This window comes from Acinetobacter sp. YH12205, assembly GCF_013418125.1.
Lineage (GTDB): Bacteria > Pseudomonadota > Gammaproteobacteria > Pseudomonadales > Moraxellaceae > Acinetobacter > Acinetobacter towneri.
On sequence record NZ_VPCQ01000006.1, the window covers coordinates 94,581 to 108,731 of the forward strand.

General features: G+C 40.2%; 10 protein-coding genes, 1 tRNA gene and 1 pseudogene. 3 read left to right on the forward strand and 9 right to left on the reverse strand.

Annotation, left to right across the window (positions count from 1 at the left end; translation table 11 throughout):
- Positions 1–161: 161 nt before the first annotated feature.
- The 9 genes and pseudogenes from FTU92_RS09780 to efp all read right to left on the reverse strand — a co-directional run bounded on the left by FTU92_RS09780 (position 162) and on the right by efp (position 8,957).
- A complete protein-coding gene (locus FTU92_RS09780; protein WP_004971601.1) occupies positions 162–341 on the reverse strand; it encodes a hypothetical protein in 180 nt (59 codons plus the stop codon).
- A 116-nt stretch (positions 342–457) separates the two neighbouring features.
- Positions 458–994 (reverse strand): annotated as a pseudogene (locus FTU92_RS09785) (ABC transporter permease); the annotation flags it as partial.
- A 225-nt stretch (positions 995–1,219) separates the two neighbouring features.
- Positions 1,220–1,296, reverse strand: a tRNA-Val gene (locus tag FTU92_RS09790).
- Between the two features lie 32 nt (positions 1,297–1,328).
- Entirely contained in the window at positions 1,329–3,356 is a 2,028-nt protein-coding gene (locus tag FTU92_RS09795; protein ID WP_180096163.1) for a DUF3488 and transglutaminase-like domain-containing protein, read from the reverse strand.
- A 5-nt stretch (positions 3,357–3,361) separates the two neighbouring features.
- A complete protein-coding gene (locus FTU92_RS09800) occupies positions 3,362–4,270 on the reverse strand; it encodes a DUF58 domain-containing protein (RefSeq protein WP_167845921.1) in 909 nt (302 codons plus the stop codon).
- Between the two features lie 7 nt (positions 4,271–4,277).
- Positions 4,278–5,237: a MoxR family ATPase gene (locus FTU92_RS09805; protein ID WP_096901148.1), complete on the reverse strand. Its 960-nt coding sequence runs from the start codon at positions 5,235–5,237 to the stop codon at positions 4,278–4,280.
- 157 nt (positions 5,238–5,394) lie between these two features.
- Positions 5,395–5,700, reverse strand: coding sequence for a YbdD/YjiX family protein (locus tag FTU92_RS09810; RefSeq protein WP_004971610.1), 306 nt, complete (start codon positions 5,698–5,700; stop codon positions 5,395–5,397).
- A gap of 10 nt (positions 5,701–5,710) precedes the next feature.
- Positions 5,711–7,810, reverse strand: coding sequence for a carbon starvation CstA family protein (locus FTU92_RS09815; RefSeq protein WP_004971612.1), 2,100 nt, complete (start codon positions 7,808–7,810; stop codon positions 5,711–5,713).
- A gap of 577 nt (positions 7,811–8,387) precedes the next feature.
- Positions 8,388–8,957, reverse strand: coding sequence for an elongation factor P (gene efp, locus FTU92_RS09820; protein WP_004971615.1), 570 nt, complete (start codon positions 8,955–8,957; stop codon positions 8,388–8,390).
- A gap of 312 nt (positions 8,958–9,269) precedes the next feature.
- On the opposite strand from efp, the gene epmB reads away from it, so the two are divergent.
- The 3 genes from epmB to FTU92_RS09835 are packed head-to-tail and all read left to right on the forward strand — an operon-like array spanning position 9,270 to position 14,151.
- Positions 9,270–10,286, forward strand: a complete 1,017-nt coding sequence (epmB, locus tag FTU92_RS09825) for an EF-P beta-lysylation protein EpmB (RefSeq protein WP_096901068.1) — start codon at positions 9,270–9,272, stop codon at positions 10,284–10,286.
- A 14-nt stretch (positions 10,287–10,300) separates the two neighbouring features.
- The gene (locus FTU92_RS09830; RefSeq protein WP_180096165.1) at positions 10,301–12,046 is read left to right on the forward strand and encodes a GTPase; all 1,746 of its coding nucleotides are present in this window, start codon (positions 10,301–10,303) and stop codon (positions 12,044–12,046) included.
- Entirely contained in the window at positions 12,028–14,151 is a 2,124-nt protein-coding gene (locus FTU92_RS09835; protein WP_179989873.1) for an EAL domain-containing protein, read from the forward strand. The genes FTU92_RS09830 and FTU92_RS09835 overlap by 19 nt, the downstream gene beginning before the upstream one ends.

The following is a 14,151-nucleotide window of genomic DNA, read 5'->3' on the forward strand; positions in this document are numbered from 1 at the left end:
TTGAGTTGTGATGAAGCAGTTTCAATTGGCAAATTATACCATAGGGATTTTTTAAAAATTCTAGTTTTTTGAATTAAAGATAAAATTTTACGATAAAGTGAAGCACACAAAAGTGTGATGAATAAAGCAATTACCACACATTATGTTAGAAATTTCTACGCTTATTCTGTGACTTGCAAAATCTGTGGTGTAGCCGCTTCTGTTTTTTCTAGCGATAAATTTGCAGATTCAGTCAAAACTCGGTTCAGTTCTGCCTGCTTTCGCGTTTCCTCTTCCAAGTAAACGAGATAACCTAATAAAACGACCAACACCACCAAAACTGGCACAAGAATGTGTTTCATGTCATTTACTTTTATTGAACAATTTTCATACATATTAGCAAAAATTATGCGCAGTGTAACTCTTAATACGCCCCAGTCAAAATTTGTGCTTCAGCGATCAAACTCAATCTATTACATTAAGCCATTGTATGAATGGTATTTTTAAAACGTTTCCAAGATACATAGAAAAATGTTGTTGCAATTGCGATTAACCATAGAAAGGAAGGCCAGACCACATCCAATCCTGCATTTCGGTATAAAATTGCTTGCGCCAATGTTACAAAATGCATTGTCGTTGCAATCAACATGATATTTTGAATAATTTCTGGCATGCTTTCTCGTGGTGTACTTGCCCCAGACAACATTTGCAAGGGAATCAGAATAAGCATCATCAGCAAACCGAATTGCGGCATCGATTTAGACACGGTTGCCATATATATACCCATTGAGGTTGTTGCAAATAAGGTCAGCAAGGCTCCAAAGAAAAATAACAGCAAACTTCCTTCTATGGGTACCTGTAATGCCCCCTGCACCACTACTTTTAAGCCTAAAAAAGCTGCTAAAAGCACCACAAGGCTCATCGATAAAACCTTTGCCAGCATAATTTCAAAAACCGTGACTAGCATAACCGTTAAATGCTTAATGGTGCCATGTTCTCGCTCACGAATCAGTGCACAAATGAAATGTGGAAAGAGGCTTCAAAGCTCTAGTGCAAAATAAAAACCAATTAGTGCAAAATAAGCCGAAAACTTACATGTGTACACCACTGTGTACATATTTTTAAACTATAAGCGAATTTATGTATCTTTAAGAAAAGCAATAAAAAAGCCCTAAATCGTTATAATTCAGAGCTTTATTACTTATATGAAGTTATGTAACAACATATAATTTTAATGTATTGGTAGGCATATCCAGACTCGAACTGGAGACCTCTACGATGTCAACGTAGCGCTCTAACCAACTGAGCTATACGCCTAAAGTGCTTCGCATCATATTCAGTTTTGATTTTTAAGACAAGTCCTTTCTGTGTTTTTTCAACACATCCGAGCAAGTTTTAAGCAAATCAAAAAACACCTGCTCTGAAACACGGTCATGTTCAGGCGCATAAGAATATTGTTGATAGCACACGCCTAAACGCTTAAATGCCTCTTGTTCATTTGCATCTACCTGCGCTGCTAAACGCTGCATCCACACACTCACTGTTTCTGCATCCTGTTTTTGCAACTGAGCGGGCAATCTTTTAGAAAATTTGTCTAAGGTACGATTTATGCGAGAACCTTGCTGACGTTTTTTCCAAAAAATCCAGCCAAAATACCCTGCTAAGATCATGAGAATACTTGAAACCAACACCGCTGCCAAAGCATAGTTTGAGTGCAGCCCTAAGCGTCCAAACCAGTGACGCTGTGACTCGGCATCATAACCCACGACCTTGCTTTGCCATTGATAACTTGCATAATCACTCCACACCCGTAAAGAACGAATAAAATTAGAATGTTGGTATTGCCACATTTGTGTGTCAGCACCCAAAACGGCCCGATCATCTGCCATTAGGTTTTGCATACCATCATCTATACGTTGAGGTGCAATGATGGCTGTCGGGTCTATGCGTACCCATTGTTGATTGAGCAACACTTCTGTCCAAGCATGTGCATCTTGCTGTCGTACTTCCCAGCTTTGTCCATCGGGTGCAAGTTCCCCACCCTGATAGCCCACGACTACACGCGCTGGAATCCCGACATAACGCATCAATAAGGCAAAACTTGAGGCATAATGTTCACAAAAACCTTGCTTACTCTGAAACAAGAATTCATCGACTCGGTTTTGTCCGAGCATTCCAGGTTTTAAGGTATAACTAAAGCCATTATTGCGATACCACTGCAATACATTCTGCACGTAGCGTTCAGGTTGTTGCTGACTTTGAGCAAACATCTGCAGGGCAAATTGCTGAGCTTTTGGGTCAGATTGCGTCTGTACCTGAACATTTAAACGCTGGCTAAAGCGTCGATAACGCTCGTTCTGTGCATCATCCCCTTGAATACGTGCGGATTCCCCAACCCACTGCAAAGCAATCGGTTGAATCCGACCATTTTGACGCTGTGGCACCATACTCCAATCACGGCGTAATACATAACCGTGTTGATTCGGTACAGATTTTTCCAGCGCCATAATCCACTGTGCACGTGGGTCTGCTGCAATATATTGATACTGAAAATCGACTTGCTCTGGCTGTAATTGTGCTGCCTGAACGGGTTGTTGATTGCTAAAATTGCTTGTCCATGTGCGACCATCATATTGATCCAGTACCATCGCCCGCCAATATAGTTTTGAACGTGGCGGCAGTTGCTGCATATTCCCCACAATACGAAATGCCAAAGCAGAAGATTGTGATAATTCGGCAATATCGCCTGGTGACATCGTGTCACTAATACCTGTCACGCCTTTGGCATCAGGAATAGGTACATGCCACAATGGCGGTAAACGTGGAAAGAATAAAAACAATAATAAAAAGAATGGCAAAGCGTATGCGATAAACTTGGCGACATTTTTAAGGTCATGCTTTGCATCTTGGCTGCTCGAATGACGCGACGCATAATCTGAAAATGCACTTTTTTGAATCCGATATAACCCAATTAAACAACTGATTAAACATAGAATGACCAACACGGTCATCCACATGCTTTGGCTGTATAAAAATGAACTGGCGCTCACAAAAAGCGCAAAATTAAATAAAATAATCAGGTCGCGCTGAGTATGACTTTCTAAAGCTTTGGCAAACAAAAAGGTGCTTAATAAGGCAACCCCTGCCTCTACACCAATCAGGCTTTTATAACTCAAATAAATGCTGGCTAAGGCACAACAGGTCAATCCATAAGTCCAAACTTTAGAAATACGCGCTGTCTTGTTTTTATAGTGAAGATACAACAGCAACAACATGAGTCCGAAAATGACACTCAATGCCACAGGGCTAAACAGCATGTGAGCAGCCAAAATTAAGATCAGGCTAAGCAGAATAGATTGCTGAATCGAATTGTGCATGATCATCAAGCCTGTGCCAAAAGAATTTTTGCCTGTTTCAACTGCCGCTCACCTACGCCTTTTTCAAGGGTCGCATGTGGCAAAAACATCGCATAATTCAACTGTTGTTGTTCACATTGCTCGGCCAAACCCATCATCAAACTTAATTTTTCTTCGTGGGTCGGTGCAGGCATGTGTTCATAGTGAATGTCGATACTCTGTTGATCCTGATATTGTTCAAAAACTTTGACATATAAGCCTTGCCCTCGTGCCGCTTGCTTCCACGACACAGCTTGCAAAGAATCGCCCAATTGAAAATCACGCAGCTCACGAAACTCGTCTAAATCAGGTTGAAAGCTGTGTTGATGCTGTTTATTCTCTGCGCTATACATGGCGGCTTTGGGCGCAACCCACGCGGTACGTGTCAAATTCAAATAAGTCCACGCACGTACCAAGCCAAAAGGATAAACCGAATAAATGTGTAAATGAGGGAAATTAAACTGCCCACGTTGCTCCGCAAAAAATGTCAATACATACTGCTGCTGGGTGTCTTGAATAAGAACCTTTTCTAATTGATGATTGGCTTTAATCCATAAATAGCGTGCCTGCGCGACCTCTTGTTTGAAATGCAATTGTAATTGCAATACTTCGCCCACTTGCCCAACTTCAGTAGTCACAATTTCTATCTCTAATTCATGCAACTGCTTAAAGGTCAAATAAAAGCTGATACATAAAATGGCACTGATCAAAAAGCAAAAGCCTAAAATCAGGTTATTGCCATAATTCACGCCTGCAATAAACGTGATCAAAATCAGCACTAAATACAGATAGCCCTGTTGGTAAATAAAAACCAAAATATCTTTTTGTTTTAAGGCCTTGTGTCGATCAAATTTAAAACGTGTCTTGATCCAGTTTTGCCATGCCTGCTTAAACATGCGTGTACTAACTCACTTTAACCTGTTGCATCACATACAAAGTTTCTGCCTCACTCAATCCAATACGATGTGCAGCAACTGCCACAAATACCGCTTGAATATCATCGGCAGTGACAAAACTACGTTGCTCAATTAGAGCATGTGCTTGTGCTGCTTTTTTCAATGCCAAAACACCACGGGTAGATAATCCGTGACGCGCTTTACGGGTTTCTGTGGCTAAGTCGAGTAAGTAATCTAGCGCGGTATCTGACACATAAATTTCCGTGACCAATTGCTGTAAATTTAAAATTTCTGTTTCAGTAAAAATATGGGCCAAACTGGCAATCAGCGCATGTCTGGAGTTTTGTTGCAGCAACATTTTTTCAGCAAAACGCGATGGATAACCCAAAGACAGACGCATTAAAAAACGATCAAGCTGTGATTCTGGCAGCGCATAAGTACCACTTTGAAACAGTGGATTTTGTGTGGCAATCACCCAAAAAGGTTGCGGCAAGCTATAACGCACACCATCCACCGTAACCGCGCCTTCTTCCATCGCTTCCAACAAGGCACTTTGGGTTTTAGGCGAACAACGGTTAATTTCATCTGCCAATAAAATTTGGGTAAAAATAGGGCCTTGCTTAAACTCAAATTGATGTTCTTTTTGATTAAACATATTCACGCCAATCACATCACTGGCCAGCATGTCATTGGTAAACTGAATACGCTGAAATTGCAGACCCGCCAAGTGCGATAAGGCACTCGATAAAGTCGTTTTACCTAATCCGGGTAAATCTTCAAAAAGCACATGCCCGCCCGCCAACAAACAACTTAACGCCAATTTGGTCTGCTGTTCTTTATCTAAAATAATGGTATTAATTTCAGTCAAAAAAGCCTGAATTTTTCCAGCATAAGATTCAATCTGTGCATTGAGCTGTTGCTGCGCTTGCGTCAGTTGTTGTTTTTGAACTTTTTCTGTACCCCAAATCACAGTAAATCCCCTTATCCCCAATAAAAAACGGCGCATGTTTAAACATACACCGTTTTGCTAAATTTCCAAAGAAATCCTCGAGATATTCTAAACTGCCTAAAAAAGTAAGTTTTAAACAGCTCGTATCTCTATACGTTTCCATCGTGATACGGGATTAACACGGACACTTTTTCAAACCACCTTTTGCCGATGGATAACGCGCATCGACACAGTAGCGATAAAAAGTCTTCGGATCCATGGCTTCTAAATCTGGATGATGCTTACGCATGTGTTCCAAATAATTCTGATAATCGGGTACACCGACCATTAAACGAAAACTTTGTTGCAAACGCTGCCATAAAGTAGCGATACGCGACCAGTTTTTCGGATTCAGAATCAAATCCTTTTGCGACATGATGGTCATTTTAATGATGTTGTAAATCACCGTTTTACTCTGTTGGGCAAATTTAAGCTTAATCATGTGCTCACTCCTAATGACCACTATTCGGCTGAATCGTTTCAGGATCACGATAAATCGCTTCAGCTTCATGTACAGTTGGTGTTGGACTTGCCAAGGCACGACGAATCACCCCAATGGCAGCGAACAACATCACAAATGCCACAATCATAAAGAAACCACATAACACGGCATTAATTTGATTGGACATGACAATGGTTTGCATTTCAGTCACTGTTTTTGCAGGTGCTAAAATTTCATTGCGTTGAATTGCAGCATTGAAACGATCTGCTTGCGCCAAGAAACCAATTTTGGGATTGTCGTGGAAAATCTTTTGCCAACCTGCAGTCATTGAAGTAATGAACAAGAAAACTGTAGGGATAATCGTCACCCAAACATATTTTTCTTTTTTCATTTTAAACAGAATCACTGTACCTAAAATGAGCGCCATCGCTGCCAAAATTTGGTTACCAATACCAAATAGAGGCCATAAGCTATTAATACCGCCTAAAGGATCGACCACGCCTTGATAGACGAAGAAGCCCCAACCAGCCACCGCAACTGCTGTGCCAAGCAAGTTACCAAAGAAGTTATGTGAGTTTTTCACTGCAGGAATAACAATACCTACAGTATCTTGCACCATAAAACGGCAAGCACGTGTGCCTGCATCTACTGCAGTTAAAATAAATAAGGCTTCAAATAAAATGGCAAAGTGATACCAGAATGCCATCATTGAGCGGTTATTAAAAATCTCGGTGATGATATGTGCCATACCAATTGCAAACGTTGGCGCACCACCCGTACGTGACAGAATCGAGCTTTCACCGACTTCTTTTGCCAAAATGGTTAAAGCCTCAGGAGTCACTACAAAGCCTAAATTTCGTACCGCTTCTGCTGCACTTTCCACCGTTGTACCTAAAACTGCAGTGGGTGCATTAATGGCAAAGTACACGCCTGGGTCTAGCACCGTGGCACAAATCATTGCCATGATTGCCACGAAAGACTCCATCAACATGCCGCCATAACCAATCATCCGAATGTCTTTTTCGTTATTGACTAGTTTTGGCGTCGTACCTGAAGACACTAAGGCGTGGAAACCTGAAATCGCACCGCAGGCAATGGTAATAAATAAGAATGGGAACAATGAACCCGCAAATACTGGCCCTGTACCATCAATAAAATGGGTCACCGCAGGCATCTTCATTTCAGGCATTGCAAACACAATCCCGACAGCCAAACCCGCTATAACACCAATTTTTAAGAACGTCGATAAATAATCACGTGGCGCCAATAACAACCACACTGGCAAAACTGAAGCAATAAAACCGTAGGCAATTAAACACCACGTTAATTCTGTGCCACTTAAAGTAAATAAAGGCCCCCAGAATGGATGCTGTGCAACATTTTCACCATAAATAATACCCATCATCATCAGGACAAAACCAATAATGGAAACCTCAGCAATTTTCCCCGGGCGAATAAAACGCATATAAATGCCCATGAAAATCGCAATTGGGATGGTGGCTGCAATACTAAATACGCCCCACGGACTATTGGTTAAAGCTTTCACGACAACCAAAGCGAGTACGGCAAGAATAATCACCATCACGCCCAGCGCACCCAGCATGACAATCACACCAGCAAATGAACCCAACTCTTGTTTTGCCATTTCTCCCAAAGAACGCCCATCACGACGTGTAGAAATAAACAAAACCAAAAAGTCTTGGACTGCACCTGCCAACACCACCCCGACTAAAAGCCAGATCGTGCCGGGTAAATAACCCATTTGTGCTGCAAGAATAGGCCCAACTAAAGGGCCTGCACCTGCAATCGCGGCAAAGTGGTGACCAAATAACACACTTTTATTGGTGGGCACATAATCTAAACCGTCAGCCAAACGATGTGCGGGCGTTAAGCGTCGCTCATTTAACTCAAATACTTTGGTGGCAATAAATAAACTGTAGAAGCGGTATGCAATGCTATAGACACAGACCGCAGCTAAAACTAACCAGACTGCATTGACGTGTTCGCCTCTACTGACTGCCAATATCCCAAAAGATACTGCACCCAATATAGCGACCAAAAGCCATATAATTTTTGAAGTCAGACCAGACTTCGGTTGAACTGTTTCCATGTCAATCTCTCTTCTTGTTACATTTTTTAAGTGTTACTTTTATTGTCGAGATTTAGGGGCTGTAGACACTTCGTCTATGTTTGCGACTACGCATATTTTTTAACTGATATAAGGCATGAGGCAGGAAATTTAGTCATTCTAAATGACTGACTCATAACGAAATAGCAGCAAAAAAATATGCTTGTCCTTCGCTGCGCCTTGCACTGCAAACAAAGCAGTGCTTGTTTTTGCTAAGGCTGTGGCTAAAACTTTCTCAGATTGCGTTATGAAACTTGGCAATAGTCTCGCTATTCCCTGCGTTTCATGCCTGATCTGCTCAGTTTTAGCCTACAGCGCAAGCCATTTATGAAATGTCTACAGACCCTTGCTTTAATTCCTAAATCCTTGGTTGATCCTGCTCCTTTTATTTTGATGTCTGCTGCCCTTACATCCATAGTGTGCGCTACCGTACACTTAAATGGAGCACCAACAGTTTCCTATACTTTTCACCTATTCTTTTACCACATAATCAAATCAACAAAAAAGGGGGATGACGCGAATCATCCCCCTCTTTTACTTATGATTTATCAATAAATCATTATGCGCGTTCTAGGTATTCACCTGTACGTGTATCTACACGAACGCTTTCTTCTTGCTGTACGAATAAAGGAACACGTACCACTGCACCTGTTTCTAATTTCGCTGGTTTACCGCCACCACCAGAAGTATCGCCACGTACACCCGGATCAGTTTCGACAATTTTTAATACCACGAAGTTTGGTGCGTTTACAGTTAAAGGCACACCGTTAAACAACATAATGGTACATTTTTCGTTTGAATCATCTTTTAACCATTTTGCAGCATCGCCCATTGCGGTTTTGTCAGCAGCAATTTGCTCAAAAGATACAGGATCCATGAAGTTCCACATTTCGCCATCGTTGTAGAGGTATTCCATTTCTACTTCTACAATGTCAGCTGCTTCTAGTGAATCACCAGACTTAAATGTTTTTTCTAAAACTTTACCAGAACGAAGGTTACGAAGTTTTACGCGGTTAAACGCTTGACCTTTACCTGGCTTTACATATTCATTTTCCATGATTGAACATGGGTTACCATCAAGCATAACCTTAAGGCCTGACTTGAAATCATTCGTAGAATAATAGGCCATGACTGGCACACTCCAAACTGACTAACTTAACTATTTATGTTACAAAGCAAATGACCAACGCAGCTTTGCGATGCTCGCCATCTTGCAACATCTTTTTTCATCGGACGTATTGTAAATGAGCAAGCCATAACGAAGCAATGAAAATCCACTACCGATCACCTCAAGATATCAGTAAAATCAGCTGTTTTGTAATGATTCTGATTCAAAGCGATTAATCATTCGCGGCATTCACGCTCAATGAACAAAGAATTCATCTACGCTAAATAGATGTGTACTTGGTTCCTTTCACCTCATATTTAAATCTTTTCTGGCATGATCAACTACCTGTACCAAGAACAAAACTGGCAATCTCAACTCAGTGACTTGATCACCGACCCACGCGAATTGTTAAATATTTTAGAGCTGTCTGAACAGCAGTTGCTGTCAGGTGCTTTACTGGCATCCAATCAGTTTAAATTGCGTATCCCGCGTGCATTTGTGGCCAAAATGCAAAAAGGCAATCCACTCGATCCTTTACTGTTACAGGTTCTGCCGCATCATTTAGAACTGGAAGATCATCCTGGATTTGTGACCGACCCTTTGGGTGAGGAACAAGCCAATCAACAACCTGGAGTCTTACACAAATATAAATCACGCTTTTTGCTGACCTTGACTGGTGCTTGCGCAGTACATTGTCGTTATTGTTTCCGCAGGCACTTTCCTTATCAGGAAAATCTGCCAAAAACTGAAGACTGGGACAATATCCGTAATTACATTGAAAGTCAGCCCGATATTAATGAAGTGATTTTAAGTGGTGGCGACCCGCTCACTTTGTCAAATCGTAAATTAAATATCTGGATTGAGCGATTGGCGTCTATTCCGCAAATAAAATTTTTGAGAATTCATTCACGAGTTCCGATTGTTATTCCCAACCGTGTCGATGAATCGCTGATTTCCTTACTAAAAAATAGTAGGCTGCGTATTATTCTAGTGGTACACTCGAACCACGCATCAGAATTAGATGACTTTACCTGTTCGCAACTTGCCAAGTTAGTCGAACAAAACATCACCGTTCTGAATCAAGCAGTCTTATTAAATGGGGTCAATAATTCTGCTCAGGTCTTGGTCGATTTAAGCTATCGTCTTTTTGATGCAGGGGTGATGCCTTACTATTTACACGTGTTAGATAAAGTAAAAGGAGCGCATCATTTTGATTTAATGCCGCAAGACATTGATCACATCTATAAAGAGCTTTTAGCGAACTTACCCGGCTATTTAGTTCCTAAACTCGTTAGGGAAATTGCGGGCGAAAAAAACAAGACACCGCTTTTTGGGGTTTCAACTTATTGAGTTAAATAACAATCATGAATATGAATACTTCAGATCTTTTTCTAGTTCCCAGCGAACTAAAGCTGGAGCAATTGAGTTTTTGTCAAAATACGGTTAAAAGCATTCAGGCATGGGCAGCGGATTTATCCATTTTACAATTGGGTGATTCTTCCCAAGCTCTATTTAATGCACTTTTAGAAATTTCAGAACTGAAATGTCAGGAAACATTACGTTTTGACTTAATTCAAGCTATTCATCCGACACTTGAAAATGTGCTTACCAGTCTGGAAAAGCATTTTTTCAACCAGGCTTTGATTAGTAATGACCGCAACGATCATATTATTGAACTCGCGCTGTTATTACGCAGTCATTTCGCCAAAGTCTATATTAATATTTCCCGACGTAGCCACCAACAACTCACCCAACAAAAATTTTCTTTATTTGCCTTTAATTTAAAAAAGAACTTACAAACTGCACGAGTTCTATCTAGCTATTATGCTTTACAACAATTAGCTCTACTGCGCTATCAACAACACATGCTTTATAGCCACGCCTTGCCAAATCAGTGGTTAATTGCACACCAACTTTTAGATACAGCCATTCAACAACATTATTATTTAAATAATATTAATCAGTTACAAGGCACACAACATCAACTGATTAATATTGCTCAAGCCTATGCACAGCTGATTTTATTGGAAATTTTCAATACCCATCAAATTCGACCTGCAGAAATTCAAGGCTTATATCTCTGTAGCTTTGATTGGGCAAAACTGATTCAAGTTTTACCCAAAGAAACGACGCTTTCACGTTATGTGGTCGATGCAAGCAAAGATCATCCACCTATTTACAATACGCACCAAAGCCAAGGTTTTCATGCCAATATTTTTATTGCAACTCAACCCCTACTCGATCATTTAAATGAAGTTCAAGGTCGTAAAGGTGAACATTTATCACGCAATGAAAAGCTATTCTTAACCCCTGCTTTGCATTTCCATTTGCACAATATTTTGACCAATACAGCAGAACGTGTGCATGAGCGTTATGAATATTCGGCACGGATTAAAATTTGCTTTGGTTTGACTGTGGCACATTTTTATCTGTCTAATGGTAAAAACTTCAATGAAACGCTGGCTTTGGGCGATAACTACCAATTCCAGAATGAAAGCCAGTTTATCAATGCCATGCATACCAACTCTACGGTAGATATTAGCGCTGTTAAAACCTTAGACCGTGAAGCCAAACAAATTTACAATGCCGATGTTTTAGATATTAGTGTCAATGGCTATCGTATTAAATGGACGGGTGAAACACCGAAAAACCTTAAAACAGGTGAATTTATTCTGGTTCAGGAAAATAGCCAAAGTCCGTGGCGTGGTGGTGTTATTCGCTGGATTAAACAATCTGCTGAAAAAAGCTTAGAACTTGGCTTGGAAATTTTAACCCAAGATATTTACCCTTGTGCTGTTTTTGTTAAAACAGATCGGCATACAGGACATTATCATCCAGCATTATTGGTACAAAGTACGCAGGTCAATGAAGTCAATACCTCATTGATTTTGCCAAGTCTGCAATTATTACGTGACAAACAAACCGTACAGCTACGTTTAGGTGAAGAAGAACTAAAAGTGTTCTTAATTAAGCCGTTATTGATTACCCAAAGCTTTATGCGCTTTGATTTTGAGTTGTTGAATGACCAACAACAGTCTTTACTTGATGGTTTTATTCAGAAACAAGTGAATGAAGTTAAAAATCACGATTTATGGGAAGCATTAAAGTGAGAAATCCATTATTGTCTAAAAAGCTCAAACGTACCGAAACACGTTTACTCATAATCGATGACAACCAAATACGTTTTAATCAAATTTGTGAACAACTCACTGCAAATGAGCACCGTGTTCAGGCTTATCTATTAGATGACATTAAAAACTTTGAAAAACAATTACATTTAACTTGGGATTTGGTGATCTTTGGTCGTGCTTATGACCTAAAAGTCGATCAGGCACTCACTTTAATTCGTGCATCACAGCAACCAAATTTACCGCTACTTTTGCTCAAACCAGACGATTACGATGCCACGCAATACACCAGTTATGTGCGCAAAGGCATCTATGACATTATCAATTTAGATTACCCCGAACGCTTCTATTTTGGCTTAATTCGCGCACTGTCTTTTAGTCGCTTACAGCAGTCACAAGAACAACTTATGACTGAACTGGAAAATGCGCAATCACAAGCTCAGGCGTTGGTCGAAGACAGTAGCAAAGCAGTAGCCATTATTCAGGAAGGAATTCATGCACAAGCCAATGCTGAATATTTACAGCTATTTGGTTTAAAAAGTGAAGATGACCTTATTGGCTTGCCATTATTGGATTTATTGCAACCGCAAGATATTACAGATTTTAAATTCCGCTTTAAGAAAGTCAGTCAAGGACAATTTGAACACGGCCGTTTTGATATTCATAGCCAAAACCCGCTATTAGCAAAACAAAACCCGCTCAAAATTGAATTTGTTGGAGCAGCTGACGACGCCATACAAATCACCATAGATATTGAAAATACGGCGCAAAATACTGTCCCTGCTCAAACGACAGCAGACAAAGCAGCGACAAAACCAAGCACCTACCAATTGGTAAATCGCACTTTAGCCAAACAGCCATCTAATGCCAATGCTTTGGTGGTGTTTTCTTTGGCGAACTGCCCTGAATCAATTTTCCAAGCCGACTGGCAAACCACAAAAAATTACTTTACCAACATTCAAAATTTTTTAAAAGAACAGACCAATGTACCATTATTTAATGTGAGTAATGGTTTAGTGGTTGGTTTGTTCCAAGCAGAATCGCCTGCAATTTTAGAATCGAAACTGATTGGCTTAAATTCACTCACGAAACCGCAATTACTTACGGTAGATCAACATACTTACCCACTTAATTTGCGTATTGGTTATGTGCCATTCACTCCAGACATTCAAAATGAAAGCAGTTTTGAGCAACTGATTAGCCAAGGTTTTGCCAACGCATTACCACAACAGCAAGAACAACATAACTCAGGTTTAACCTTAGACTTGTCCTTTGGTGAATCTAACTTAAATGTAATTGAATCTGCTGCAGCTGTACCACAATCGTATAGTGAATCTGCGATTATTGCAGCGATACGTCAAAGTCTTGATCGTGGTGAAATTCATCTGAAGTATCAACAACTTTATGATAAGCAAGACACCAATTTATATACCTATGAAGTAACTAGTGGCTTTATTTTCAATAGTGAATGGAAATCACTGACAGGCTTAATAGATTTGGCTGAAGACCCAGAATTATCCATTAAACTGGATCGTTGGATTTTGGTCGAAGCTTGTAAACAATTGCACAACTTCATCACCCAATATCCTGAAGCGAAGCTGATTATCAATTTAAACAAATTTGTTTTATTACAAGACCGCAGCTTCCCTGAGTTTGTGTCTAAACTGATAACGATTATTGGTAGCCGCCTCAGCCATCCATTAATTTTGCAATTCTCTGAAGAAGACATCAGCCAAAACTTAGGTGATGCGCAGAAACAAATCAGTTTATTACGTCAGCACGGCGCTGAAATTTCTCTGCGTGATTTTGGTCATTCGATTTATAGTGAATCTATCTTGAAACAAGTCGATATTCACTACTTGACCTTGCACAGTGCACTGACTGAAAAACTGGCTGCTGATGACTCGACGCAAGAATTACAGGAACAATTGAGCATTTATAGTGAAATTAAACCTGTAGAAGTGTTATTGCGTGACTTAAATGATATGAACCTGTTTGCGAATGCGTGGAATGTCGATGCGCGCTTTATTCAGGGTGATTATTTCCAGAAAAAACTCGATCATTTAATTGATGTGCAAGACCAATAA